The organism is Mesobacillus sp. S13 (assembly GCF_020422885.1).
GTDB classification, from domain to species: Bacteria; Bacillota; Bacilli; order Bacillales; family Cytobacillaceae; genus Mesobacillus; species Mesobacillus selenatarsenatis_A.
Window position 1 is genome coordinate 3,568,064 of sequence record NZ_CP084622.1, and the last position, 26,187, is coordinate 3,594,250.

Annotated in this window: 22 protein-coding genes and 1 pseudogene; 3 read left to right on the plus strand and 20 right to left on the minus strand. The window is 43.1% G+C overall.

What is annotated here, in order from left to right; translation table 11 throughout:
• Positions 1 to 210: 210 nt before the first annotated feature.
• The 9 genes from hflC to LGO15_RS18290 form a co-directional block, all read right to left on the minus strand.
• The gene (gene hflC / locus LGO15_RS18250) at positions 211 to 1,143 is read right to left on the minus strand and encodes a protease modulator HflC (protein WP_167832853.1); all 933 of its coding nucleotides are present in this window, start codon (positions 1,141 to 1,143) and stop codon (positions 211 to 213) included.
• Complete coding sequence (gene hflK, locus LGO15_RS18255; protein ID WP_167832723.1) at positions 1,136 to 2,104, minus strand: FtsH protease activity modulator HflK; 969 nt, start codon at positions 2,102 to 2,104, stop codon at positions 1,136 to 1,138. Before hflK ends, hflC begins: the two co-directional genes overlap by 8 nt.
• Positions 2,105 to 2,458: 354 nt before the next feature.
• Positions 2,459 to 4,228, minus strand: a complete 1,770-nt coding sequence (pnpS, locus tag LGO15_RS18260; RefSeq protein ID WP_226085472.1) for a two-component system histidine kinase PnpS — start codon at positions 4,226 to 4,228, stop codon at positions 2,459 to 2,461.
• Positions 4,225 to 4,941 (minus strand): response regulator transcription factor, encoded by a 717-nt coding sequence (locus LGO15_RS18265; RefSeq protein ID WP_167832721.1) that lies wholly within the window; start codon positions 4,939 to 4,941, stop codon positions 4,225 to 4,227. The genes pnpS and LGO15_RS18265 overlap by 4 nt, the downstream gene beginning before the upstream one ends.
• 321 nt (positions 4,942 to 5,262) lie before the next feature.
• On the minus strand, positions 5,263 to 5,739 hold the full coding sequence (locus LGO15_RS18270; protein ID WP_226085473.1) for a MaoC/PaaZ C-terminal domain-containing protein: 477 nt from the start codon (positions 5,737 to 5,739) through the stop codon (positions 5,263 to 5,265).
• Between the two features lie 136 nt (positions 5,740 to 5,875).
• Positions 5,876 to 6,814, minus strand: coding sequence for a malate dehydrogenase (mdh, locus tag LGO15_RS18275; RefSeq protein WP_226085474.1), 939 nt, complete (start codon positions 6,812 to 6,814; stop codon positions 5,876 to 5,878).
• Positions 6,815 to 6,905: 91 nt separating this feature from the next.
• Positions 6,906 to 8,174, minus strand: coding sequence for an NADP-dependent isocitrate dehydrogenase (gene icd, locus LGO15_RS18280; protein ID WP_167832718.1), 1,269 nt, complete (start codon positions 8,172 to 8,174; stop codon positions 6,906 to 6,908).
• A 198-nt stretch (positions 8,175 to 8,372) separates the two neighbouring features.
• Positions 8,373 to 9,488, minus strand: a complete 1,116-nt coding sequence (citZ, locus tag LGO15_RS18285) for a citrate synthase (protein WP_167832717.1) — start codon at positions 9,486 to 9,488, stop codon at positions 8,373 to 8,375.
• A 372-nt stretch (positions 9,489 to 9,860) separates the two neighbouring features.
• A complete protein-coding gene (locus LGO15_RS18290) occupies positions 9,861 to 10,319 on the minus strand; it encodes a DUF441 domain-containing protein (protein ID WP_226085475.1) in 459 nt (152 codons plus the stop codon).
• 369 nt (positions 10,320 to 10,688) lie between these two features.
• Here LGO15_RS18290 and ytvI point away from each other — a divergent pair, with 369 nt between their 5' ends.
• Positions 10,689 to 11,816 (plus strand): sporulation integral membrane protein YtvI, encoded by a 1,128-nt coding sequence (gene ytvI, locus LGO15_RS18295; RefSeq protein ID WP_226085476.1) that lies wholly within the window; start codon positions 10,689 to 10,691, stop codon positions 11,814 to 11,816.
• 131 nt (positions 11,817 to 11,947) lie between these two features.
• Here the strand turns inward: ytvI and LGO15_RS18300 are convergent, their stop codons facing one another.
• From LGO15_RS18300 to dnaE, 11 genes and pseudogenes are all read right to left on the minus strand, one after another.
• The gene (locus LGO15_RS18300) at positions 11,948 to 12,304 is read right to left on the minus strand and encodes a hypothetical protein (protein ID WP_226085477.1); all 357 of its coding nucleotides are present in this window, start codon (positions 12,302 to 12,304) and stop codon (positions 11,948 to 11,950) included.
• Positions 12,305 to 12,457: 153 nt separating this feature from the next.
• Complete coding sequence (locus tag LGO15_RS18305) at positions 12,458 to 12,877, minus strand: VOC family protein (protein ID WP_226085478.1); 420 nt, start codon at positions 12,875 to 12,877, stop codon at positions 12,458 to 12,460.
• 227 nt (positions 12,878 to 13,104) lie between these two features.
• Positions 13,105 to 13,449: pseudogene (locus LGO15_RS18310) on the minus strand (NUDIX hydrolase); the annotation flags it as partial.
• 229 nt (positions 13,450 to 13,678) lie between these two features.
• Positions 13,679 to 14,065: an FxsA family protein gene (locus tag LGO15_RS18315; protein ID WP_167832708.1), complete on the minus strand. Its 387-nt coding sequence runs from the start codon at positions 14,063 to 14,065 to the stop codon at positions 13,679 to 13,681.
• Positions 14,066 to 14,317: 252 nt separating this feature from the next.
• Positions 14,318 to 16,078, minus strand: a complete 1,761-nt coding sequence (gene pyk, locus LGO15_RS18320; protein WP_167832707.1) for a pyruvate kinase — start codon at positions 16,076 to 16,078, stop codon at positions 14,318 to 14,320.
• A 32-nt stretch (positions 16,079 to 16,110) separates the two neighbouring features.
• The gene (gene pfkA / locus LGO15_RS18325; RefSeq protein ID WP_167832852.1) at positions 16,111 to 17,070 is read right to left on the minus strand and encodes a 6-phosphofructokinase; all 960 of its coding nucleotides are present in this window, start codon (positions 17,068 to 17,070) and stop codon (positions 16,111 to 16,113) included.
• Positions 17,071 to 17,367: 297 nt separating this feature from the next.
• A complete protein-coding gene (accA, locus tag LGO15_RS18330) occupies positions 17,368 to 18,345 on the minus strand; it encodes an acetyl-CoA carboxylase carboxyl transferase subunit alpha (RefSeq protein ID WP_167832706.1) in 978 nt (325 codons plus the stop codon).
• Positions 18,330 to 19,208 carry an acetyl-CoA carboxylase, carboxyltransferase subunit beta gene (gene accD, locus LGO15_RS18335; RefSeq protein ID WP_226085479.1) on the minus strand — a complete coding sequence of 293 codons (879 nt, stop codon included), beginning with the start codon at positions 19,206 to 19,208 and terminating at the stop codon, positions 18,330 to 18,332. Before accD ends, accA begins: the two co-directional genes overlap by 16 nt.
• Before the next feature lie 173 nt (positions 19,209 to 19,381).
• Entirely contained in the window at positions 19,382 to 19,945 is a 564-nt protein-coding gene (locus LGO15_RS18340) for a FadR/GntR family transcriptional regulator (RefSeq protein WP_209437974.1), read from the minus strand.
• A 67-nt stretch (positions 19,946 to 20,012) separates the two neighbouring features.
• Positions 20,013 to 21,251, minus strand: coding sequence for an NADP-dependent malic enzyme (locus tag LGO15_RS18345; RefSeq protein ID WP_167832703.1), 1,239 nt, complete (start codon positions 21,249 to 21,251; stop codon positions 20,013 to 20,015).
• A 199-nt stretch (positions 21,252 to 21,450) separates the two neighbouring features.
• Positions 21,451 to 24,801 (minus strand): DNA polymerase III subunit alpha, encoded by a 3,351-nt coding sequence (gene dnaE / locus LGO15_RS18350; protein ID WP_226085480.1) that lies wholly within the window; start codon positions 24,799 to 24,801, stop codon positions 21,451 to 21,453.
• Between the two features lie 124 nt (positions 24,802 to 24,925).
• Between dnaE and LGO15_RS18355 the strand changes: the two genes are divergently transcribed.
• Positions 24,926 to 25,300, plus strand: a complete 375-nt coding sequence (locus tag LGO15_RS18355; RefSeq protein WP_413231410.1) for a sporulation membrane protein YtrH — start codon at positions 24,926 to 24,928, stop codon at positions 25,298 to 25,300.
• 1 nt (position 25,301) lies between these two features.
• Positions 25,302 to 25,808, plus strand: a complete 507-nt coding sequence (ytrI, locus tag LGO15_RS18360; RefSeq protein ID WP_167832701.1) for a sporulation membrane protein YtrI — start codon at positions 25,302 to 25,304, stop codon at positions 25,806 to 25,808.
• Positions 25,809 to 26,187 lie beyond the last annotated feature (379 nt).

A 26,187-nucleotide genomic window follows, 5' to 3' on the forward strand; every position in this document is an offset into this window, starting at 1 on the left:
GAAAGAAAAATAACGGCCTTAGGCTGCTTTTTTGTTATTGTATTCGAAATGATAAGATGATTAGTTGTAGATAAATTGGTATTTTCAATCTAGCTCCAGCGCCTAGCCCCTCGAGTCGCTTCGATCCTGCCAATGAAGTCAAAAAACGACTTCACTGGCAGGCTCTCCAGCGCTTGTCGGGGCTGAACAAGGCGCTTGCGCTTTTTGTTCTTAATTTGTGTAACCCATCAGCATTCTTGCGTATGGGGAATCAGATGGGAGGACAATGACGGTTTCGCCATTGATGGTCTTTTTATAAGATTCCAGCGTACGGAACATCGTATAAAATTCGGGATCCTTAGAGAAGGTCTGGTTGTATACTTTTGCTGCTTCCCCTTCTCCTTCGCCTCGAATCGTCTCAGCGTCTGCAGATGCTTTTGCAAGCAGTTCCTTCACTTCTCTGTCTGTCTGGGCGATGATCCTGTTCTTCTCAGCATCCCCCATTGAAAGATATTCCTGAGCCTTTGATTCACGCTCGGAAATCATTCTCGTAAAAACGGACATTTCGTTTTCTGCTGGGAGATCAGTCCTCTTCATGCGGACATCTGTCACTACGACACCATAGTTACCATCACCAAGCAGCTCATTGACTTTTTCTGTCACCCTGTCATTCAAGGATCCACGGGATGATTTTTCATCATTGATGATTTCATCATAGTCCAGCTTACCAAGCTCAGAACGGACAACCGAATAAATGAATTCCTCCATTCTAGATTCGGCACCCTCAAGCGTCCTGGCATTGGAAATCATTTTCTTAGGGTTTTCAATCCGCCAGATCGCATAATTGTCAATTAACATTCTCTTTTTATCCTTTGTGTTAATTTCCGCCTGGGAAACATCATAGGTCAGCTGGTATTTAGGCAGCGTCGTGACACTCTGGATAAACGGAACTTTGTAATTCAAGCCCGGCTCTTCGATGATTTTTACAACCTCTCCAAACTGCCTGACTACTTTATACTCCCCTTGCTTCACGATGAAAACATTTGTAAAAATAAAGACAAGCAAAGCAATAAGAATGACCAGGAAGATTCCTATTTTAGTATATTTACGCCAGGATCCTCCACCACCGCGTTCATTTATATCAATCACGTTTTGATCAGCCATTATTCTTATCACTGCCTTCCTTCTCTGTCTTCGGTTTATCTGCTTCAAGCGGGCGAATCGGGAAATACTTCATGGTATTGCCTTCATCGTTCATGATGTATATCTCAGAACCTGGCAAAACTTGCTCAAGCGTTTCCAAAATCAAACGCTGTCTAGTAATATCAGGATTGGATTTATACTCAACATACAGCTTGTTGAATACCGCTACGTCACCTCTGGCACGTTCGATCCTCGCGGCTTTTTCCCCTTCTGCTCTAGAGATTAGCGCATCCTTTTCACCTTGCGCTTCGTTCAGTTTTTGGTTACGGTATTTCTTGGCTTCATTTATTTTCGTGTTCATTGTTTCACGCGCATCCGTTACATCGGTAAAAGCCTTGCGTACCTCTGCATTAGGCAATTCAACATCCTGCAGCTTGACACCAAGAACAGAAATACCCATATCGTATTTACCAATCAGAGATGACAATAAGTCCCGGACTTCTGCTTCAATTTCTGCTTTCCCTGATGTCAGGGCCTCATCAATTTCGGAACTTCCGATAATGCTTCTTACAGATGCTGAAGTCGCATCATACAAGATTTCCCTCGGATTATCAGCATTAAATAAATATTTTTCAGGATCGGTTATTTTCCATTGAACAACCAGGTCAGCAAGGACAATGTTCTCATCACCCGTAATCATTTTGGTTTCATCAGGAAATTCTTTGATTTCTCCGTCCTTTTCCTCATAACCAAACTGGAGGCTAAACGTTTCTTTTGATAACTTCTCGACACTCTGGATTGGCCAAGGAAGTTTAAAATGCAAGCCAGGTTCGCTGATTCCTTCTTCCACTTTTCCAAACGTCAAAATGACAGCCTGCTCAGATTCATCGACCGTATACCATGTCGTGAACGCCGAAACACCTAAAATAATGGCCAGGACGACAATCCCGCTCGTTACGTAAATTTGCTTTAAGCTCACCATCTCATTCCCCTCTTCCTATATTTCTATCTATGTTTGTTTTTACGTTTAAAAACCGTAAAAGTTTCAAAAGAATGATAACTGAGTAACAGTTTTGAAACAATGGTGTTTTTTGGCTTCGATAAAGGGTCTAAAACCGGGGTCAAGGCAAATGAAAGAAGCACAAGCGGGGTCAGCTTGTGCTTCTTTCTCACTCCTTGGATGAAGGGGTTTTCATAAAGATTGTAACAAGGAAGTGTTAAGGAAAAATAAACCTGTTGTTAAGTGAATGTAAATTCCTTATTAAAAAAGTAAAAAAGCCCAATTCAGTTTCGAATTGGGCTCAGTGGCTTGCAAATTGTATTTTACCTTTTATCTCTACTGAGGCAGCTTTTTAAATAGCTTGATCGTGAAGGTTGTCCCTTTCCCGATCTGGCTGTCGACTTCGATATGTCCTTTATGCGCTTCAATTATGTGTTTGACGATGGCAAGGCCCAGTCCTGTTCCCCCTGAGTTTCGGCTCCTTGCCTTATCGACCCGGTAAAATCGCTCGAATATCCTCGGTATTTCACTCTTCTCAATGCCAATGCCAGAATCCCTCACCACAACCATAACGGAATCTTCCTGGACAGATAACAAAATATCCACCCTGCCGCCATTCGGTGTATAAGTGATGGCGTTGCTCACAAGATTGATCAGCACTTGCTTGAGCCTGTCTGAATCGCCCTCAATAACGGCATCCTCACTTGTGGACTGTTTCAGAGTCAGAAGGATATCCTTTTGTTCAGCTCTTCGTTGTAAAATCTCAATGACTTCACTTGCCTCTTTTACAAGATCCACGCTTCCCCTCGTCAGCCGGAAGCCGTGCTGCTCAATCTTTGAAAGGTCGAGCAGCTCCTGGATCAGTACCTGGAGACGGTCGCTTTCCTTTAAGATGATTTCGAGGAACGCTTCAAGTGTAGCCTTGTCATGCATGGCACCATCCAGCAGTGTTTCCGAAAATCCCTTAATCGAAGTTATCGGTGTCTTGAGCTCATGCGAGACATTTGCCACAAAGTCCTTCCTCATCTGTTCCAGCTTCTTCAGCTCGGTGATGTCATGGAAGACGAGCAGTATACCCTTCCAGACATTGTTTGTACCAATGATCGGTACCCCATATACTTCGAAATGGCGTCTTTCAATTTCCACTGGCAAAACAACCTGTTTCCGGACTTTTTGCTCGGTCATGAAGATTTCTTCTACCATCTGGATAATTTCTTCATGGTCGATTACTTCATAATAAAGTTTGTATAAGTATTCGGAAACCTCAACATTGAAAATTTCTTTGTATGGCTTATTAATCAAGTTAATAAAACCCCTGCTGTCAATCAAAATCAGGCCGCTGCCCATATTTTCAATCAGGGTGCTCAATCTGTCTTGCTGGGACTCTTTCAGCTTCATCAGTTCCTGAAGGTTTCTGGCAAGGATGTTGATCGACGAACTAAGCATTCCTGTTTCATCAATATGATCTTCGTAAGTCCTGGCCCGGTAATTCCCTTTAGCCAGCTCGATTGCGACGTTTGTCGCCGATTCAATCGGTTTCGTATAGCGGTTAGTGATTCTTGTTCCAAGCAGGATGATGACGATCAATGCCATTCCAAGGCTAACGGTCAGAATCCACCAGATTTGCCGATAAGCTTTCTGCAGTTCATTGATCTTTGTAGTTAAGAAAACATAGCCTTCTTTTTCACCATCTTGTATCAGTGGATTCCAATAATAATGCAGATCGAAACCTCCGCCAACTTCCAGGTCGCTCTCCTCTTCAGGAGGATCTTCGATAATATCGCCAATGATTTCTCCGTGCCTGCTGATTTTCGTGCTTGATAGTTCACCCGTGTCATACCGGATATCACCCTCAATATCAACAAGGGTGATTCTCGCGTTTAGCACTCTGCTCATCTTTAAGATTTCTTCAGTGTTGAGGGATGCGAGCCCTCCATTTTGTTCAATATTGGAGGTTAAAAGATTCATTTCAATCTTCAGCCGTTCATTGAAAGAGTTGATATAGTAGTTCTTGAATAACTGCCCTAAAAGCAGGCCAAGGCCCAACAATACGATAATGATCAGGGTAATGAGGGCAAACAAGAGACGTGTCCGGTACTTTGTCATTCTCCCTTTGGTTCCTCCAGCTTATATCCAAGGCCTCTTATTGTTTTGATATAGGATGGTTTTTTCGTATTCTGTTCGATTTTTTCCCGCAAGTGGCTTATATGTACGTCTACGATTCTTGTATCCCCGGCAAAGTCATAATTCCAAACAGCGCTGAGCAACTGGTCACGAGTGAGTACCCTGCCCTTATTCTTTGCCAGGTACAGGAGCAATTCGAATTCCTTCGGAGTCAATTCAAGCAAGTCTTCCATAAAGTAAGCCTCATAGAAATCAGGGATGATTCTCACATCACCAATTTTTATTTGGCCCTCATCCTCCGGCTTTTCCACGACTGCTTCTTGCTGTGTCTGTGTTCTTCTGAGGATAGCCTTTACTCTTGCTACAACCTCACGCGGACTGAACGGCTTCGTCATATAATCATCCGCGCCAAGCTCTAGGCCTAGCACTTTGTCAAACTCATCATCCTTTGCGGTAAGCATCAGAATCGGCACATTGATTTTCTGCTGCCTTAGCTGCTTACAAACTTCCATTCCATCCAGCTTCGGAAGCATCAAGTCCAGAACCATCAAGTCCGGCTTTTCCACTCCAGCAAGACGAATGCCTTCCTCACCGTCCATTCCAGTTACCACAGAATAACCAGCCTGTTCGAGATTGTACTTCAGCAGTGTCACAATTGATTGTTCATCATCCACAACCAAAACCTTCTTGTCCATATGAGCCTCCAAAAAAAAGTTATTACCCCTGTTCATCCAGGCTCTTTTCTCAACCTTTGCTGCTATTGAGTACAAAATTGGATTAAGTATCCAATGTTTCTCAACAAAATTAAAGCTTATTATGAGAAAGGAGCTCTCAAACTTAATACCGACCTACAAATTGGCTTTTCATCACGTTAAAATCGGCTTTAGGATTTTAACATCCGTCTTACGAAGACAACCTTCATCCAATAGCTCTATTTACATTATAATATCAACCCAACCTGTAAAATCAAATATAAAACTAAAAGGGATGCACAATTATTGTACATCCCTTTTAGTTTAAAAGTTTTCTAATGCTTTACCGTCCATACGCTGAACTGGGTATGGAGGACAAACGAGCAGCTGCCCCTTTACAACTGTCTCTTCTTCTTCATTCTTTCCTATAACCGTGATTTCAATGTTATGCTTGCTTTTCATCACTTCGGTTACTTCAAAAAAGAATTGGACTGTTCCGTAATGGTAAACAGGCTTCACATACTCAATATCCTGTCTTAGAATATGACTTCCAGGTCCCGGAAGGTATTTGGAAACAGCAGAAGTGATGATTCCATTCAGCATGATTGCCGGAACAATCGGTTTTTCATAAGGTGTCTGCGACGCATAATCATGCTGGATATATAAAGGATTGGCATCATTCGTCAATCCCAAATACAATAGGAGATCCTTATCTTCTATTTTTTCTGTTAGTGTCAATTTTTCTCCGACAGTGATTTCTTCTATTTTCCTGCCAAGCTTACGTTTTCTTCCAAGCAGCATAGCATTTACCCCTTTGCAATAGAAGTTCAGGAAGGTTATTCCCATTTCTTGTCCCATATTCGTCTACTTAATAACTTGTGTAAAAAAATCGGGGAATATCCCCGATTTTTTATTTTTACTAGTAATCTGTTAATGATTAAGCAAGAACTGCCATAACGTTGCGGACAGCTTCTGCAGACTTATCAAGTGCTGCTTTTTCTTCTGTAGTCAACTCAAGCTCAATTACTTTCTCGATACCGCCGGCGCCGAGGATGGTTGGAACTCCCAGGTAAATTCCTTCGTAACCATACTCTCCTTCTAGATATGCAATAGAAGGCAATACGCGCCGTTGATCTTTGAGAATCGCTTCACACATTTCAACAAGGGAAGCTGCCGGCGCATAGTAAGCGCTGCCATTCCCAAGTAGGTTGACGATTTCGCCTCCGCCTTTGCGCGTCCGCTCTACAATGGCATCAAGGCGATCTTTCGGAATAAGAGTTTCAAGAGGAATGCCTCCTGCATATGAATAACGCACAAGTGGAACCATGTCATCGCCGTGTCCTCCAAGAACGAAACCTGTAACATCTTTAACAGACAGGTTTAATTCCTGAGCTACGAAGGTTCGGAAACGAGCCGTATCCAATACGCCCGATTGGCCGATTACGCGATTTTTAGGAAAGCCGGACTCTTTGAAAATAGTATAAGTCATTGCATCAACCGGATTTGTCAATACAACGATAAAACTATCTGGAGAGTGCTTGGCGATTTCCTGGGCTACACTTTTCATGATTTTTTGGTTCGTCTGAACAAGGTCATCACGGCTCATGCCAGGTTTGCGCGCAATACCAGCTGTTACTACAACGATATCTGAGTCTTTCGTATCTTCATAGCTGGAAGTACCGGTAATGTTTGCGTCAAACCCCTGGACCGGGCTTGCCTCAAGCATATCAAGCGCCTTCCCCTTTGTAGGGTTTTCCATTTGCGGGATATCGACTAACACTACATCCCCAAGTTCCTTCTGTGCTAGCAAGAATGCTGTTGTTGCTCCTGTGAATCCTCCACCAATGACGGAAATCTTTTTGCGTTTTAATGACATAAGGCTTCCTCCTCAGAACGAATATATTTTTTAAAAATATATGCTATTTATGTAAAGGCTATCCTTAAAAAGGATAGCCTTCAGCACACTTTTAGCCCATGTTCTTGATCAGTACATCGCCGAACTCAGAAGTCTTCACTTCTGTAGCGCCATCCATCAAACGAGCAAAGTCATATGTTACAACCTTTGAAGCGATTGATTTTTCCATTGATTTAACGATCAGGTTCGCAGCTTCAGTCCAGCCAAGGTGTTCAAGCATCAGGACGCCTGAAAGGATGACAGATGAAGGGTTAACCTTATCCAATCCAGCATATTTCGGAGCAGTTCCGTGAGTAGCTTCGAAAATAGCATGGCCAGTTTCATAGTTGATGTTTGCTCCAGGAGCGATACCAATACCGCCAACCTGTGCTGCAAGTGCATCAGAAATGTAGTCACCGTTAAGGTTCATTGTTGCAACAACGTCAAACTCTTTCGGACGTGTAAGGATTTGCTGTAGGAAGATATCCGCAATCGCATCTTTAACGATGATTTTGCCAGCAGCCTCAGCGTCAGACTGAGCTTTGTTCGCTGCATCAGTTCCTTGTTCATCCTTGATCTTGTCATATTGAGCCCAAGTGAAGACCTTGTCGCCGAATTCCTTCTCAGCAAGTTCATAGCCCCAGTTTTTGAATGCGCCTTCTGTGAACTTCATGATATTGCCTTTATGTACAAGCGTTACTGACTTACGGCCTTCAGTGATGGCGTAATTGATCGCTGAACGTACAAGGCGCTCTGTTCCTTCTTTGGAAACAGGCTTGATTCCGAGACCTGAAGTTTCAGGGAAACGGATTTTATTTACGCCCATTTCGTTTTGCAGGAATGCAAGAAGCTTCTTGACTTCGTCAGATCCGCTTGCATACTCGATACCAGCATAGATATCTTCAGTGTTTTCACGGAAAATAACCATGTCAGTGTCCTGTGGACGTTTTACAGGTGAAGGAACACCTTCGAACCAGCGAACAGGACGCAGGCACACGAATAGATCCAATTCCTGGCGCAATGCAACGTTAAGAGAACGGATTCCGCCACCGATCGGTGTTGTTAAAGGACCTTTGATCGCGATTAAGTACTCGTTGATCAACTCTAAAGTTTCGCTTGGCAGCCATTCACCAGTCTGGTTGAACGCCTTTTCTCCAGCTAATACTTCTTTCCAGACAATCTTTTTCTCACCCTTGTATGCTTTTTCAACTGCTGCATCAAGAACGCGGACAGAAGCTGCCCAAATGTCAGGACCTGTACCGTCACCTTCGATAAAAGGAACGATTGGATTGTTTGGTACGTTTAGAACTCCGTCTTTTACTGTGATTTTTTCACCTTGCATATTATTCTCTCCCTCCAAAATCATGTGAGCCAGACATTTAATCAAAGGTCAGCAGGCCTGGTTGCCACTAACCTTGCACTCGGAAGCCAGGCACCCTTTCACCTATAAAGGTGCTGAAAAGGGTGCTTAACTTCCTTACTCTCCTATTACAGCAATTTTTCACTAAAAAGTAAAATATTGCTCCTCTATCTCTTAAAATTATCTCATTTCAATGGCAACATATTCTTGTTTGCCAGGACCCGTATAATCAGCACGAGGGCGAATCAGACGATTGTTGTCATACTGTTCAAGGATATGTGCAAGCCATCCAGATACGCGGCTTACAGCAAAAATCGGCGTGAACAAATCATGGTCGATTCCAAGGCTGTGATATACAGATGCCGAGTAGAAGTCAACATTCGGCGGAAGGTTCTTCTCGCCTGTCACGATTTCCTCGATCTTTGTTGACATTTCATACCAGTGAGGTTCGCCTGTCAGTTCAGTGAGCCTCTTGGACATTTCTCTCAAATGCTTCGCACGAGGATCTCCCTGACGGTATACCCGGTGTCCAAAGCCCATGATCTTTTCCTTGTTCGCAAGCTTTCCGCGGATTGCCGGCTCTACATTTTCAAGAGTGCCGATTTCTGTGAGCATTTTCATAACTGCTTCATTTGCTCCTCCGTGAAGAGGTCCTTTTAAAGCACCGATCGCAGCTGTGACACCTGAATACACATCAGAAAGTGTGGCAACACAGACACGGGCAGTGAATGTTGAAGCATTAAGCTCATGATCAGCATGAAGGACCAATGCTTTATTCATTGCTTCTACTGCAACTTCTTCAGGCTCGTCGCCAGTCAGCATGTACAGGAAGTTAGCCGCGAAATTGAGGTCTTCTCTAGGCGCGATAGGCTCAAGACCCTTTCTTACTCTAGCAAAGGCCGTAACGATAGCCGGCATCTTAGCCTGCAGGCGGATCGCTTTACGGTAATTCGATTCTTTTTCCATTACATCCGCTTCATCATCATATAAACCTAAAAGAGATACAGCTGAGCGAACCGCAGCCATCGGATGGACTTTATCAATCGGGTACATTTTGAAATGTTCCAATACTTCTTTTGGCAAAGCCGCATTCTCTGCAAGCTGCTTCTTCAATTCGTCCAATTCTGCTGCTGTCGGAAGCTTGCGATGCCATAATAAGTAAATCACTTCTTCGAAACTAGCATTTTCAGCTAGATCGTCGATGTCATAGCCAACATAAGTCAGCGTGTCATCGATAATAGAGCTGATAGAAGATGTTGTTGCTACTACCCCTTCAAGACCACGTGTTACTGTCATACTCAATCTCTCCTTTGTAGTTAATTTCCCCATATCCCATTTTGTCTGTATGTTGGATTGCTGTTGAAAACAGCGTTATCAGAAAATAGAAATTTCTGATACTTTATACGAAAAGCCGGACCATTCGCCGACGACAGACCGATTCCAGCCGAAATGCCCTTTTGATGTTTCTATGGGTATCGAGCGCTTGCTCAGGCAGCCGGCAAAAAGAAAATGCTTACATTTTATAATATTAAAAAACCGTGGATACTCACTCCACCCCAGGCCTATGTAAAGGGATGGAAGCAGTTACAAGTCCTATTATAAACAATTATCTGACATTTGTGAATGAAAACAACTTAAATCAATATAAAATATTATTTTACAAAAAGGCTATTTAAATAATTCTAAGATTTTCATAGCTGCAAATGCAATACCGGCACCAATCAAAGGGCCTACTGCTACGCCTTTGAATAATGATACGGCCAAAATTGTTCCCAGAACGAGAGCCGTTGTAATATGGGGGTCTTCAGCCAGCAAGGTAACTCCACCTTTTGCCAGCAGAGCAACCGCCATTCCGGAGATCAGGGCAATCCATGCATAGACCGACTTGAAAGCACCACCTAAATCTTTAAAACCAATATCACCGCTGGCGATTGGTGCAAGGACGGCAATGGTAATAATGGTTACACCCCAATTGATCCCCTTTCCCTGCAGCAGCGAAAATGTCTTGGCTTCAAATCCAGCAATCTTCATTACAAGCAAGACTAGTACCGCAATGATCAATGATTGGTTTTTCGCCAGAAAGGCAATTGCCAATAAAGTTAGTAAAAAAAGCATAGGCTCTAGCATAAATTTGACATCCTTCCACGGTTAAAACTATTGTAACATAATTTAAAATATTACACCAAGTAAGTAGGATTTAGATTACTGCTCCTGCTGATTATACGCATCACATGTTTGTATTAATTCCAATGTTCTTATATAAAATACGGTTTCCGTAAAATTCATTATATAGTATTTCCATTCAATAGAAGAGAGGGGTCTTTCCGACTCCAGAGGAGACTGCAACAAGTATTTGGCCGCTTTAAAGGATTTTCGAAAATTAAATCGAATCTTTTAAAAAGATTCGCCGTATATTTTAAGAGACTCTCAAAACAGGCTTCAATGTTGTGATGTACCAATAGTTTTGGCTGCCGCATCCCAAAAGGAGGAACCCGCTTGAATCCCGTATACCTATATAGAACTTTGCGTCTCATATTTGTAATCGGCCTAGTTGTGGCCGGAGCGTTTGCACTTTTTTTCGTATCTAAGGTAACTTATCCATTCATCATCGGCTTTCTTATTGCTTTCATGATGAATCCGCTCGTCAACTTTTTCCAGGAGCGCGCAAAAATTCCCAGATCCCTGGCAGTATTGATTTCCCTTTTGCTGATCATGCTGGTGTTCGCGGGATTGATCACACTGCTTGTGGTCGAAATCGCTTCAGGCGCTGAATATCTTGCTAAGGTAGTCCCTGAACATCTAATTACCTTGATCGATTATATTGAACATTTATTTGCAGCACAGCTCATTCCCATTTACAACCAGCTTACCGGTATGTTCCAAAGCCTTGAGTCAGGTCAGCAGGATACGATTATGGATAACATCCAGAATGTAGGCGCAACCATCGGGACAACAGTAGGAAATTTCATTAAGAATTTTTTCGAAAAGATTCCCAACATACTGTCCTGGTTCCCTAACGCAGCAACTGTCCTCATTTTCTCATTGCTTGGTACTTTCTTTATCAGTAAAGACTGGTATCGATTATCGGCAATGGGGACTAAGTTTTTGCCTAATCGGGCAAGGACAAGCAGCAAAACCGTTTTTGATGATTTAAAAAAGGCCTTATTCGGATTTGTCAGGGCGCAGGCAACATTGGTTTCAATCACTACCGTCATCATCCTGATTGGTTTGTTGATCCTTCGCATCGATTATGCGATTACGATTGCCCTGGTTACCGGTATAGTGGACATCATCCCCTATCTCGGTACGGGTGCTGTTTTCGTCCCGTGGATCATTTATGAAGCAATTGCCGGCGATATGAGTACGGCAATCGGTTTAGGCATCCTGTATGTCGTTGTATTGGTCCAAAGACAGATTATGGAGCCGAAGATCCTATCCTCAAGCATAGGACTTGATCCACTAGCGACCCTGATCGCCCTGTTCGTCGGCTTCAAGACCATCGGCTTCCTTGGACTGATAGTAGGTCCAGTCATCCTGGTGATTTTCAATACCCTGCAGCGCGCAAATGTATTCCAGGACATTTGGTCATTCATAAAAGGAAAAGACGAATTCATCATTAAGTAAGATTATCGCAGGGCTGTATGCAAAGTTATGATACCAAATGAATACATACAGCATTAAGTTAGCGTAAAAAATGCTAGGAGCAGTTCACCACTGAACTGCTCCTAGCATTTTATCTTTAACATTAGCACCCGTTAGCTTAATAAAGATTTACTTACTACCTTAAAATAAACTAATTTTGTTATTAAAAAACCAATCAGTAGCCCGACTAAAATACTAGCCAGTAGCCTGAATAGAGCTTCCCCAAGACCATAATTAATGTATTCTCCTTGAGAAAATAATAAAGAATTCAAGAAAACATCAGATAGTGCAGTCGAAATAACTAAATATATAGCAATGCCAATAGATAACTTCATTGGTGATGCTACTCCCTTATATATCTTCACTAAATAGAATGCTGAACCAACCAAAATGAGTATAAAAATTAACAAAAGTATAATGCCAATCTCGATACCTGATGTAACCTCAGTTAATATTCTATAAAACGTCATTCTCATCCCCCTTATTCATTTTTTTATAATATGCTTCTGTCATAGAAGAAATTTCCTTCTTCAACATTACTGCCTCTTTAGCACAAAAGAAAAGGAGCTGTTGATACAACTCCCCCTTATTCATTTTCAGAGTTTTATTCGCTCATTAAGAAATCAACTTTGGTTAGGATAATCACAATACTCAATAATTGTTCCTTCTGTATCAGCTGGGTTTAGATAAATTAACCTTCTCCCGTGTTTGTTTATTCTTAATGTACCTTCTAATGTACGAATACCTTGTTTGTTAAGTTCTTCTAAGGCAATCTCAAGATTGTCAACCCGATAAGCAATATGATGCACACCTTTACCCTTTTGTTTAAGGAACCGTGCAATAGGTGATGTGACATTATTTGTTGGAGACAATAATTCAATTCTATCTTCATTGATTTCTATAACAGCGATTTCACTTTCAACACCTTTATCCTCGCTTTTATAACGTTCTAGCAATTTCCCTCCTAACACATTTATATAAAGATTAATGCTGGCGTTCAAATTACGTACAGCTATTCCTATATGGTCTATTTTTTTATCCATCTTTTCACACCTTTCCATCTGATTCAAATTGAACATTTTTCAGTTATTACATAGCTTTCATCATCATGTCAATAAAAAACGGGGCAAAAATTAAGCATTCACTTGTTGATCTATTGCTTAATTCGCTTTTCAATGTTCAAATGAAAACCCCTTTTAGTCTAAATGTTTATTACACTAACCTGCTTCTTTAGTTTAATAAGCAATACTGTTATTTCTCTTCCTTTTACCTAAAATTCTATATAAAATGGTTGTTGGCTATTATCAAGACAGTATTCAATTCTTTGCTTAAAGTTTCCCTCGGTTACTATTTCTAATGCTTTCTCAATTGGATAGAACCCTACTTATAAACTCTCTGATGAAGTTGTTAATTCTCCTCCGATTGGCTTAGCTAAAAACAAGGTATTACATATTGATTTGTTCACATTCTGGAATTTTCCACAGAATTTTAAAACTTCAATATCAATACCAGATTCCTCTTTAGGTTCTCTTACTGCTGCATCTTTCAAAGACTCGCCTTCTTCAACTATTCCCCCTGGCATTTCCCATCCTCTACTAGGTCCTTTAATTAATACATCATTTTAATTTAAATAACTAACTTGCTTCGCTATCTGTATACCAATTAGCTCACTAAAGCTCTGTCATCCTCTTTATAGAAAAGGGGTGGAATTTAGATGAAAGTTAACCATGAACATATCTATATCAACAAAAAGAAGCAGTCCAATTTAAGTTACTAGTTGGACTGCTTCTTAAGATGTTATTTTTTCATGCTCGAACTAAACCCCATACGATGTAGTCGCTATGCTAACGAATGACTTTGATCGTACCTTTATCAATCCAGTTACGGAATAATTTCATCATTAGTGCTTTGAAAAACTTCCTGGTCGGTGGTGCCAGTAGTAAAAATCCAAGAGCGTCCGTAATGAAACCAGGTGTGAGCAGAAGGGTACCGCCAACGAGAATGCTTACTCCATCAAGGATGACATCCCCAGGCATCATGCCTCTTCTTAATTGGTCCTGAGTTCTTCTTATCGTTTCCAACCCCTGCTGTTTCGCCAAAAAAGCTCCTAGGAACCCCGTTAGGATGATGATCAGGATGGTCGGCCAAATGCCGATTGTTTGACCTGAGAGAAGCAGGACGCCAATCTCAGCAGCCGGAACAATAACTAAAAACAAAAAAATGTATCTCATTCTCCACCTCAATGTTTTGAAATAACCTGTCCTCCTATTATACGTGCCCAGTTGAAGAGAATACAATAATATTGATTATTGGGGACTTCTTTAGAATCCCATCCTTATTCGAAAATTGTTTTACTCTATATCAACTTCTGACCGCTTTTCCTCATTTACCATAATACTGTCTGAACCCGGGTAACTCCATAAACAAAAATAAAAGCGTGAAATCAAATTTGATTTCACGCTGAATTTGTGACTGATCTTATATTATAAAACGCTAGCATGTCCTTTGTAGATGACGCCTCTTGCTGAGTCAACCGTAATCTCCTGGCCATCTTCAAATAGCTGCATTGCATTTTCTACGCCGACGATGACTGGGATTCCCAGGTTTAGTCCGACTACTGCTGCATGGCTTGTCAAACCGCCCTCTTGCGTGATCAAGGCACTGCACTTCTCAAGAGCCGGAACCATTTCGCGGTCTGAGCCGATTGTGACGAGGATGCTGCCTTGTTTTACTTTGCTGATCGCTTCTTGAGCATCCTTTGCGACGACGACTCTTCCATATGCAGACTTACGTCCGATGCCTTGAGCTTTTGCAAGGATATCACCTACTACATGAATCTTCATCAGGTTGGTAGTGCCAGCTTCTCCAACTGGTACACCAGCAGTGATGACTACAAGGTCGCCATGGGAAACAAGGCCGCTGTTGACACTTTCTTCTACTGCGACTGCAAGCATTTCGTCTGTTGTCTCTGCTTTCTGGCCGAGCTGTGGATATACTCCCCATACAAGTGCCAGGCGACGCAGAACATGGTCATTCGAAGTTGCTGCAATGATCGGCGCCTTAGGGCGGTATTTTGAGATCATACGTGCTGTATGGCCGCTTTCCGTCGGTGTGATGATTGCATTCACTTCAAGGTTCAATGCTGTATGTGCAACCGATTGCCCGATAGCATCGGTAATATTGTGCTCTGTATCTTTGCTGCGAGCTGATAAAAGCTCTTTATGATCAAGCGCTTGTTCTGCACGTGATGCGATATTATGCATAGTCTGGACTGCTTCAACTGGATATTGTCCAGCAGCTGTCTCACCAGAAAGCATGATTGCATCTGTACCGTCAAAAATCGCATTCGCTACATCACTTGCTTCCGCACGTGTAGGACGAGGGTTGCGCTGCATGGAATCAAGCATTTGTGTTGCCGTGATAACAGGCTTGCCAAGTGTGTTGCACTTTTTGATCAGATCTTTTTGCACAAGTGGTACTTCTTCAGCCGGGATTTCAACACCAAGGTCTCCGCGGGCAACCATCAGGCCATCAGAAACTTCAAGTATTTCGTTGATGTTGTCGACGCCTTCCTGGTTTTCAATCTTAGGGATGATTCCGATGCTAGACCCGTTGTTTTCCTCAAGAAGCTGGCGGATCTCCAATACGTCTGACGCACGGCGTACAAAAGATGCTGCGATGAAATCAACGCCTTGCTCAACACCAAAGAGGATGTCTTTTGCGTCTTTTTCAGTGATTCCTGGCAGGTTAACAGAAACACCAGGAACGTTCACGCCTTTTTTATTCTTAAGCGTTCCGCTGTTTAGGACTTTAGTTTTGATTTCATTGCTGGACTTGTCGACGCTGATAACTTCGAGCCCAATCAAACCGTCATCAAGGAGAATTTTTGCTCCTGGATGGACATCATCAATCAGCTGGTCATACGTAACAGAAAACTTTTCTGGAGTACCTAAGACCTCTGTCATCGAAACGATGCACTCCTGGCCAGTTGTCAGCTCGATTGCTCCGTTTTCCATATCATTCGTACGGATTTCAGGGCCTTTTGTATCAAGAAGAATACCAACATTCTTCCCTGTTTTAGATGCAGCTTCTCTAATATTCTTGATACGTGCTGCGTGTTCCTCGTGATTTCCGTGAGAAAAATTAAGGCGTGAAACATTCATGCCTGCTTCAATCAATTGAACCAATTTGTCAACACTTTCACTAGCGGGACCAATTGTACAAACAATTTTCGTTTTGCGCATAGCTTGAAACCTCCTGGTTTACTGTAAAGAGATTAAATAGAAAGCTCTTTCGATAATTTATATAAGTTCAAGTCAACAGTGTGTTCTTTTGCCAAAGCTTCAATGATATCGTAATCAACTAGTTGATTGTTTTCCATTCCTACTGCACGTCCGCCTTTTCCTTCCAAGAGAAGCTCTACTGCCCGTGCTCCCAGTCTGCTTGCTAGTACACGGTCGAATGCTGTAGGCGTTCCGCCGCGCTGAACATGTCCAAGAACCGTTACACGTGTATCAAAGTCAGTCTCTTCCTGCAGTTGCTTTGCGAAGTCATAACCGTTCATGACACCTTCGGCTACCACAATGATACTGTGCTTTTTACCACGTTCATGTCCTTTTTTCAAGCGGTGTGCTATATCCTTCATATCGTGCGGATCTTCAGGAATCAGGATTGTTTCCGCACCACCTGCCAGTCCAGCCCACAATGCCAAATCACCAGCGTTGCGTCCCATTACTTCGACTACAAACGTTCTTTCATGTGAAGAAGCAGTATCACGGATTTTATCGATAGCATCAATAACAGTGTTAAGCGCTGTATCAAATCCGATTGTGAATTCAGTACCTGGGATATCATTGTCGATTGTTCCAGGAACACCAACACATGGGTAACCCTGCTCTGTCAACGCTTTAGCTCCCCTGTAAGAACCGTCTCCGCCAATGACGACAAGTCCGTCAATGCCGAGTTTATTCAATTGCTCAATTCCTTTTTGCTGGCCTTCCTTTGTCTTGAATTCTTCGCTTCTCGCAGAATAAAGGAATGTGCCTCCACGATGGATGATATCTCCGACCGATCCAAGTTCCAGCTTTTTAATATTTCCGCTCATCAAGCCAGCGTAACCGCCAAATACACCATAAACCTCTACATCATGGTAAATTGCTTTCCTGACAACCGCACGTACGGCCGCATTCATGCCGGGCGAATCTCCGCCGCTCGTCAAAACACCAATTCTTTTCATCATTTCACCTCATTCAGTATGTACTGTACCAAAAACTAATCACTGTAGTATCCTGTTATTAGCTTATCTTATTATGAACAGAATACCCGGGAATATTTCTAAAATACCACGTAGAATACCGTATCTCAACTGAATCCTCAATATTGACAATAAGACGGAATTATCACGTAATTGCAAGCGCTTCAATAGGGATTTTAGTACATCTGCTTTCGCATTGAAGACTGTTTTTAGGCACATGTCCGAGTTGTCAAGCATTTTTTTATAAAATAAAAAATAAAACGTGCTGATTGGCACGTTTTATTTTACCCCTATAAACTCAGTTGGAAACGAAAACTCTCCAATTCGTTTGTATTTATCATAGCGTTGGCTCAGCAGTGATTCTTCATCGAGCACAAGCAGTTCGGACATTGAATCTTTTAGAATTTTATCCATATACTTCGCCTGTTGCTTTAGATCTTTATGAGCCCCGCCCTTTACTTCCGGGATAATTTGATCGATGATTCCAAGCTCTTTAAGGTCTGGAGCTGTAATCTTCATCGTTTCAGCTGCTTTTTTCGCCAAAGAAGAATCTTTCCAGAGAATCGCAGCTGCGCCTTCAGGTGAAATAACGGAGTAGGTGGAGTTTTCCAGCATGTGAATGTAGTTGCCAACTCCAAGAGCCAGCGCACCGCCGCTTCCGCCTTCTCCTATAACCACACAGATTACCGGAACTGTAAGTCCAGCCATCTCGAATAGATTCCGGGCAATCGCTTCACTCTGTCCACGCTCTTCTGCGGCTTTTCCTGGATAAGCTCCCTTCGTATCTATGAAGCAAATGATCGGACGCTTGAATTTTTCAGCTTGCTTCATCAAACGCAAAGCTTTCCTGTACCCTTCAGGATGTGGCATACCAAAGTTTCTGCGGATATTTTCCTTAGTATCCTTTCCGCGCTGATGGCCGATGACGGTCACAGGATAGCCATGGAACTTCGCAATACCGCCAACAATAGCTTCATCATCGCCAAATGTCCTGTCACCATGACATTCAAAAAAGTCTGTGAACAGCAAAGAGATATATTCAAGCGTTGTCGGACGGTCTGGATGACGGGCAATCTGCACTCTATCCCACGGCTTCATGTTCTCATATATTTCTGATTCAAGCTTCTGGAGCCTTGCTTCGAGTTTATCTATTTCAGACGTAAGATCCACATCCGCCGTCTTGGTAAATTCCTTTAGCTCGCTAATTTTTTTTCTTAATTCTAATATCGGTTTCTCAAACTCTAGTTCTCCTGCCATTCGAATGTCCCTCCTGGCTGATGGATTTCAAGTATTCCCGCGATTTTTTCCTTTAGTTCCGTTCTTGAGATTACGGCGTCAAGCTGGCCATGCTTTAGTAAAAATTCAGATGTCTGAAAGTCTTCCGGCAGCTCTTCACGAATGGTTTGCTCAATGATTCTTCTCCCCGCAAAGCCAATCAAAGCTCCCGGTTCAGCTAGGTTGTAATCTCCAAGGGAGGCAAAGCTCGCAGAAACTCCTCCTGTTGTCGGATGAGTCATGATTGAGATGATCAACCCGCCATTATCACTGAATCTTTTCAAAGCGACGCTAGTTTTGGCCATTTGCATCAAACTTAGGACACCTTCTTGCATTCTGGCTCCGCCTGATGCAGTGAAAATGATGAATGGGATCGAGAGTTCATCGGCTTTTTCAATCGCCCTTGTGATCTTTTCTCCTACAACGGATCCCATGCTTCCCATTCTGAATGTTGCATCCATTATGGCAATGGCGACATCATAGCCGTTCACACTGCCTAATCCCGTTACCACGGCTTCATTTAATCCTGTCTTTTGCCTGTCCTTGTCGAGCTTTTCCACATATTCTGGAAAGCCCAATGGATTTCCTGAAATCATTTCGCGATCCAGTTCATGGAAACTTCCCGTATCAAGAAAACTATTGATCCTCTCCGCAGAATTCATCTGATGATGATATCCGCATTGCAAACATACCTTGCAATTTTTATTCAGTTCTTTTGTATACATGATTTTCTTGCAGTTCGGGCATTTGGTCATGATTCCTTCAGGAACATCCTGCTTCGCTGCTTCAGAAGGAATTGTCGCGTACTTTTTCTTTTTCGTTTTAGTAAAAAGTTCCTTAAGCAAGTTAAAACCCCCTCCGAATAATACTGGTTGTTTTGTAATATCCTAAATTTAGGAATAAAGCACTAAGTGGCCAGACCACTATTCCAAAAAAGAAAGAGAGCGGCCCTCCAGGCATCTTAGGCATGTCCACAAGTATATAACATCCTTTCATCAAAAGATGTTACTTCCTGTCGTCAGTCTGTCGACATTTTCCGCAGCATGCGATACCTTTCCAGGATCAAATCTCCTCTTTTTGTTTCAAGTGAGTCTACCAGTGTGTGATAATCTGCTTTTTCAGCTGGTGATACCTTCAACTGAAGGGCATCATAATAATCATTCAATATATACCAAATTCGATAAAATAGATGATTGTCGGCAAGTTCGGCAATTTTCTTGAAAAATTCCTCGTCCTCAAAATTATGGTCATCAATCCAGGCCTTTAGTCTTCGGATTTCGCCTTCCTGTAACTTTTCAGCAGCCAGGTATAGACAATCCACCTCAATCATATTTTTCGTTTCGACTACATCGTCTTTGGCTTTTTCATCCTGCAGGATAAAGGTGCTTAATAATTGGACAAGCTGGTTGCCGCGGAAGTCCCTGATAAACGTTCCTTCTCCTCTTCTCGTCTCGATCAAGCCGAGAAGCTCAAGAGCACGCAAGGCCTCCCGAACGGAGGAGCGCCCGGCATTCAGGCGCTCTGAAAGTTCACGTTCGGATGGGATTTTATCTCCTGGCTTTAAGCCGTCTTTATTAATCATTTCCCTTAGCTGCCTGACGATTTCCACATAGACTTTTGTGTTTTTTTCAGGCTGTCCCACTAAGTGATCACTCACCTTTTCCAATCAATGCAAGACGCTCGGTCCGCTCTTTGACTTCTTCCGGATCCACTTTAATACGTGCGACGCCGGTTTCCATCGCTGCGTTCGCAACAGCCGCTGCAACAGCAGGTGCCACACGTGGATCAAACGGTCCTGGAATGACGTAATCACTTGAAAGCTCTGATTCCTCAATCAGGCTAGCGATTGCGTTAACAGCAGCTACTTTCATTTTTTCATTGATATGAGTAGCCCTGGCATCCAATGCACCGCGGAAGATTCCCGGGAATGCGAGAACATTATTTACCTGATTTGGGAAATCGGATCGGCCAGTACCAATAACCGCCGCTCCTGCTGCCTTCGCTTCATCAGGCATGATTTCCGGCACAGGATTTGCCATCGCAAAAATGATTGGATCATTATTCATTGTCTGTACCATTTCAGAAGTCAGCGCTCCTGCGACAGATACTCCGATGAATACATCTGCTCCTTTGATGGCGTCAGCAAGGGACCCTTCCACATTGTCGCGGTTCGTAAATTTAGCCACTTCGTCCTTGATGGCATTCATTCCGTTAGGGCGGCCTTCATAGATCGCCCCCTTTGTATCGCACATGATGATGTCCCGGACTCCGTAAGAATAAAGAAGCTTAATGATCGCAATTCCCGCAGCTCCTGCTCCGTTCGCGACGACTTTTATTTCATTCATCTTTTTGCCAACAATTTTCAAGGCATTCACGAGACCCGCCACAGTGACAATTGCAGTTCCATGCTGGTCATCGTGGAATACTGGAATATTCGTTTCTTTTTTCAAGCGTTCTTCGATCGCGAAGCAGTTTGGCGCTGCGATATCCTCGAGATTGACTCCGCCGAATGTTGGTTCAAGCAGCTTCACCGTCTCGACAATCTTATCCACATCCGTTGTACTCAAACAGATTGGAAAGGCATCGACACCTGCAAAGCTCTTGAAAAGAACTGCTTTTCCTTCCATTACTGGAAGTGCCGCTTCAGGACCGATATTACCGAGACCCAATACCGCTGTGCCATCAGAAACAACCGCAACCATATTGCCTTTCATTGTATAATCAAAAACAGTTTCCGGCTTATCATATATTTCCTTGCAAGGCTCTGCCACTCCTGGAGAATAAGCAAGGCTTAAATCTCTGGCATTCCTTACAGGCACTTTTGATTTTGACTCTAATTTTCCTTTGTTTACACGGTGCATGTGCAAAGCTTCTTCACGTAAAGTCAACTCAGGTCCACTCCTTAGTAATAGGCTTTCATCGTCAAATTATGGGGAATCCACTACTTTTAATCCAGCTATGAACCGGAGAAGGCAGCATTTCCGCCAAACATGAGAATAATAAAAAGTCCTGGTATAGAAAAACATTCAGTGGTCTGACCACACATATCCTTTTCCAATATAACACATCTATTATACTTGTAAAGAACTAATTTTTCAGGACGACATGACTGTCACCCAATACCTTCTTCAAATCTTCCATACTTCCTCGTTCTGTGTTCACGCTAAAGTCGTCCGGCAGCAGCAGCGATTTTTCGGTCTCTTCGTTATACACGATTACTGGTACTTCTCCATGATGTTTTTTCAATAAAGCTTTAAGTTCGTTCATCTTTCTGGCGCTGTCCGTTCCTTTCGCGATCCGCAAATATAAAACAGGTTCTTTTTTTGCTTCTTTTTCAAGTTCGAGTACTTTGTTCACGATAAATTGGCTCTTTCCTTCGCGTTCATCGAACTTGCCTTCCAACAGTGCCATTTGCCCCTGGTTCAGCACATTTCCATACTGCTTATATGCAGATGGGAAGACAACTGCATCTGTTTCCCCGCTTGCATCGCTAATGGTAAGGAAGGCCATTGCTTCGCCTTTTTTCGTCCGGATTTTCTTTTCATCCGTGATATAGACTCCAAGCCTCACTTTGCTTCCCGGAGATTTCGAGCTGATATTTTCAACACCAGCTGCCTTGAATTCCTTTTCGTAAATGGAAGCAGGGTGCTTTGACAAATAGACTCCAAGTACGTCCTTTTCCAGGCTGAGCTTATCTTCAATCCGCATCGGGTCGACCTGGGTATATTTCGGCTTCAAGGAAAACTCTGCTTCCGTGAACATATCTATCTGGCCGGAGTCATCTGGAGCCACAAGCTGTGCATGTTCAATCGCTACATCAATCGTGGCTAAAAGGACGGCGCGGTCCTGGCCGAATTCATCAAAAGCGCCTGAATAAATCAATGCTTCAAGCACTTTTCTTGAGGCAGCCTTCTGAGGAACCCGGATACAAAAATCAAATATATCCTTAAATGGCTGGTTTCTTCTCGCCTGGAATATCTCCTTCAGGGAGGCAATTCCGGCTCCTTTAATGCCAGCAAGACTATACCGGACACCATCCCCTTCTGGCTGGAAGCTGAATGCACTTTTATTGATTGAAGGAGGAAGAAGTTTGATCCCCATTTGCTGCAGCTCTCTTGCATACTGTGCGATTTTCACATCATTACCGATTGCCGACGTAAGCAGCGCCGCCATAAAATAGAGCGGATAATGCGCTTTGAGATAAGAGAGCTGATAGGCAATCATGCTGTATGCGACAGCGTGGCTGCGGTTAAAGCCGTAGTTGGCGAATCGGACAATCAAATCATAGACAAGATTCGCTGTTTGCTCGCCATATCCCTTCCTTAAAGCGCCATTCACAAAATGTTCACGTTCCTGGGCAAGGACTTCCTTCTTCTTCTTTGAAACGGCTCTCCTCAGCAAATCCGCTTCGCCGAGTGAAAACCCGGCCATCTGAGAAGCGATTTGCATGATTTGCTCCTGGTAAACAATGACTCCATATGTATCACGGAGAATGTATTCGAGGTCCTTATGATAATAGTCGATCTGCTGCCTTCCGTGCTTGCGGTCAATGAACAATGGGATATTCTCCATCGGGCCGGGACGATAAAGCGCGTTGACCGCGACAATATCCTCAAATCTCGTTGGTTCCAGCCTTGTCAGTACCTTTCTCATCCCATCGGATTCAAGCTGGAAAATACCTGTCGTCTCTCCTCTGCCAAGCATCTCGAATGTTTCTTTATCTTCAGCCGGAATATCGTGAATATCCAGCTCTCGCCTTGTTTTTTGCTTGATGGACTGAAGGATCGAATCGATTAAAGTCAAATTCCTTAAGCCGAGGAAGTCCATCTTCAACAATCCTAATTCTTCAAGGTGGTCCATGGAATACTGGGTAAGGAACACTTTCGACTGGCCAGACTGGATCGGCACGACACTGGTAAGCGGCTGTTCACTGATTACGACCCCCGCAGCATGTGTGGAAGTATGACGAGGCAAGCCTTCGAGTTTGATGGCCGTTTCAAGGATTCTCTTATTCTTAGTCGATTCTTCGATAAAACTCCTTAATCCGGCCGATTCCTTGATTGCGTCTTGGAGAGTAATACCAAGCCTTGATGGTACAAGTCTTGACAGTCGATCGAGCTCCTTCGCGTTTAAGCCGAATACGCGGCCTACATCCCTTACCGCTGCCTTCGCAGCAAGTGTTCCGAAAGTAGCAATCTGTGCTACATGAAGCTCTCCGTATTTTGATGCAACATATTCAATCACTTCGTCCCTGCGGTTATCAGGGAAGTCGATATCGATATCTGGCATCGATATTCGTTCAGGATTCAGGAACCTTTCGAAAAGAAGATTATGTTCTATCGGGTCGGCATCGGTTATATACAATACATACGAAACAATCGAGCCAGCCGCTGACCCACGGCCCGGACCGATAAGGATTCCTCTTTCACGCGAGTATTTTATGAAATCCCAGACGATCAGGAAGTAATCGCTGAAATTCATTTTCTTAATGATTGATAACTCATATTTCAGTCGGTCTATATGCTTTTGGGACGGATTTCCGTACCGTTCTTTTAGTCCTTGAAAACATAGTTCCTCGAGCATTCCGTCTGCATTTTTCCCCGGTTCTACTGGGTACTTAGGAAGATGCCTAGTTTCAAAGTCAAGCATGACATTGCAGTTCTCCGCTATTTTCAGGGTATTCTCCAATGCTTCAGGATAATCTGAGAACAGCTCACCCATTTCTTTTGCCGGCTTTAGGTAAAACTCGCTGCTGCCCAGCCTTTCGCGCGCATCATCTTGGAGTTTCTCCCCATTTCTGATCGCCAGCAGGCATTCCTGTGCAAATGCATCTTCTTTTTCCAAATAATGCACCTGGTTGGAAGCAGCCAGTGGAGTGTCGGTTTCCGTCCCCATTTTTGCCAGCTGTTCAACCAGCTCCCTTTGTCCTGGAAGGCCCTGATCCTGAATGGCTAGGTAAAAATGATCCTTGCCGAATATCTGCTTATATAAATCCAGCGTTTCTAGCGCTTTCTCTTTTTCACCGTTCGTTAAATAATACTCTATTTCTCCCTGAGTCCCGGGAGTAAGGGCAAATAGTCCAGCAGCATAATGCTTCAGCCATTTCACCGGTATTCCCTCAGGTGATTTTGTCTGTACAGCACTTGAAATCTTGATCAGGTTCTGGAATCCCTCGTTGTTTTTCGCGAGCAGCACAAGCGGAAAGGACTCGTGTTCCAAAGTCGGGCTGACCACGTCAACCGTCAGGCCCATCAAAGGTTTGAGCGAGTTCCTCAGGCATTCCTTGTAAAATGCGACTGTTCCGTACATTACATTGCGATCCGTCAGTGCGAGTGCGGAAAATCCTTTTGCCCTGGCATCGCGGACTAGCTGCTCTACTGTCGCCGTACTCGTAAGCAGACTGTATGCACTATAGACATGAAGGTGAATAAATGGCATTTCTCTCACACCCTTAAAGGTTAGGTTCATCTTCTTTCATTATAGGCTTTTTAGGCAAAAAAAGAAAATATGTTCTCATTTGTTCATGGAAGTTTAAACATATTGCATGTAGATTGTCCATATGATGAATTACGAGGAAAAAATCTATCATTTACTGAGGGTGTTTTATGTGAATCAGCCATTTGCTTCCCATCTATTCGAAGCCTATTTTATCGCGCTCGGTGTTTTGCTTGGCGGCTCGCTTATTGGCGGCTTGGCCGCTTTTTTGACAGGACAGCCCTTAATGACGGAAATTGCCCGCTTCTCGAGCTCCATCAGGATTTGGGCCATCATCGCTGCCATCGGCGGTACCTTTGATACCGTATACAGCTTTGAACGAGGGCTTTTAAATGGTGAAACAAAAGATATTTTCAAGCAATTCCTTTTGATCCTCACAGCCATGGGCGGTGCACAGACAGGAGCACTGATTATCAACTGGCTGACCCAGGAGCATGTCTAAAATGAGGATCCCTCCTTATTACCGCAAACCTGAATGGCAAAGATTCTTTTCTGGCATGGCCATAGGCGCTGTCTTGAGCTGGTGCGTGTTCCTATATATCAATGGAGTATCCCTGGAAAAAAATGCAAAGACCATCCACGAACAAAAAGATGAAATTGCTGAACTAAAAAGTGATATTCAAATCTGGATGGATGATTACGCGGAATTAAATAAAAAAAATCAGGAAAAACTGACCGTCCAGGAGATTAAAGTAAAGATTGTTAACGACCAAAAATATAAAAAATATCTTGATACACTCAGCATCTATGAAATCGAGGAGGAAACCAAGGGGCAATTGAACATGCTCCTAGCCAAGGATTTAGATTCCGTTTTCAAAAGCCGGGACTTGATCACCAAAGTCATTGAAAACAAATCCATCAAAGTGAACGACAAACGCTATAAACTAAAAATCAAATCGATGGTCATCTATACTTCGGTAAGCATCCAGGTCGAGATTAGCTTGGATTGATTGGTGAGCCGGTTATCTTGGCTGTTTGGGAGAGAGCACCGGAACTCTTGCTCGAGTACAGCTTCTTTCTGACAGTATAGGAGCTTTCTGCTTGAAAGCTGTCATGTCCCGGCTTTTTTTTGACAGCTTTGGGCTCTGAACACCTGAACCTGTCGCAATAACCGCGTTTTCTTGACAGCTTTGGCCTCTGAACACCTGAACCTGTCGCAATAACCGCGTTTTCTTGACAGCTTTGGCCTCTGAACCACAAAACCTGTCACTATAACCGCGTTTTCTTGACAGCTTTGGCCTCTGAACACCTGAACCTGTCACAATAACCGCGTTTTCTTGACAGCTTTGATGCCTTCCTCACGAAAGCTGTCTGAATCTGAACATAGGT

Excerpts from the sequence above, each read along its gene's own strand:
- LGO15_RS18270 (WP_226085473.1), bottom strand. The coding sequence starts at position 5,739 with ATGCTGCTTGGAAGAAAACGTAAGCTTGGCAGGAAAATAGAAGAAATC.
- icd (WP_167832718.1), bottom strand. The coding sequence starts at position 8,174 with ATGCAAGGTGAAAAAATCACAGTAAAAGACGGAGTTCTAAACGTACCA.
- citZ (WP_167832717.1), bottom strand. The coding sequence starts at position 9,488 with ATGACAGTAACACGTGGTCTTGAAGGGGTAGTAGCAACAACATCTTCT.
- LGO15_RS18305 (WP_226085478.1), bottom strand. The coding sequence starts at position 12,877 with ATGGATAAAAAAATAGACCATATAGGAATAGCTGTACGTAATTTGAAC.
- LGO15_RS18355 (WP_413231410.1), top strand. The coding sequence starts at position 24,926 with ATGAATTACGAGGAAAAAATCTATCATTTACTGAGGGTGTTTTATGTG.
- LGO15_RS18300 (WP_226085477.1), bottom strand. The coding sequence starts at position 12,304 with ATGACGTTTTATAGAATATTAACTGAGGTTACATCAGGTATCGAGATT.
- LGO15_RS18265 (WP_167832721.1), bottom strand. The coding sequence starts at position 4,941 with ATGGACAAGAAGGTTTTGGTTGTGGATGATGAACAATCAATTGTGACA.
- LGO15_RS18315 (WP_167832708.1), bottom strand. The coding sequence starts at position 14,065 with ATGAGATACATTTTTTTGTTTTTAGTTATTGTTCCGGCTGCTGAGATT.
- pyk (WP_167832707.1), bottom strand. The coding sequence starts at position 16,078 with ATGCGCAAAACGAAAATTGTTTGTACAATTGGTCCCGCTAGTGAAAGT.
- LGO15_RS18290 (WP_226085475.1), bottom strand. The coding sequence starts at position 10,319 with ATGCTAGAGCCTATGCTTTTTTTACTAACTTTATTGGCAATTGCCTTT.
- pfkA (WP_167832852.1), bottom strand. The coding sequence starts at position 17,070 with ATGAAAAGAATTGGTGTTTTGACGAGCGGCGGAGATTCGCCCGGCATG.
- hflK (WP_167832723.1), bottom strand. The coding sequence starts at position 2,104 with ATGGTGAGCTTAAAGCAAATTTACGTAACGAGCGGGATTGTCGTCCTG.
- dnaE (WP_226085480.1), bottom strand. The coding sequence starts at position 24,801 with ATGCCATTTATTCACCTTCATGTCTATAGTGCATACAGTCTGCTTACG.
- ytrI (WP_167832701.1), top strand. The coding sequence starts at position 25,302 with ATGAGGATCCCTCCTTATTACCGCAAACCTGAATGGCAAAGATTCTTT.
- LGO15_RS18340 (WP_209437974.1), bottom strand. The coding sequence starts at position 19,945 with ATGATTAATAAAGACGGCTTAAAGCCAGGAGATAAAATCCCATCCGAA.
- accA (WP_167832706.1), bottom strand. The coding sequence starts at position 18,345 with ATGGCAGGAGAACTAGAGTTTGAGAAACCGATATTAGAATTAAGAAAA.
- mdh (WP_226085474.1), bottom strand. The coding sequence starts at position 6,814 with ATGTCATTAAAACGCAAAAAGATTTCCGTCATTGGTGGAGGATTCACA.
- hflC (WP_167832853.1), bottom strand. The coding sequence starts at position 1,143 with ATGGCTGATCAAAACGTGATTGATATAAATGAACGCGGTGGTGGAGGA.
- pnpS (WP_226085472.1), bottom strand. The coding sequence starts at position 4,228 with ATGACAAAGTACCGGACACGTCTCTTGTTTGCCCTCATTACCCTGATC.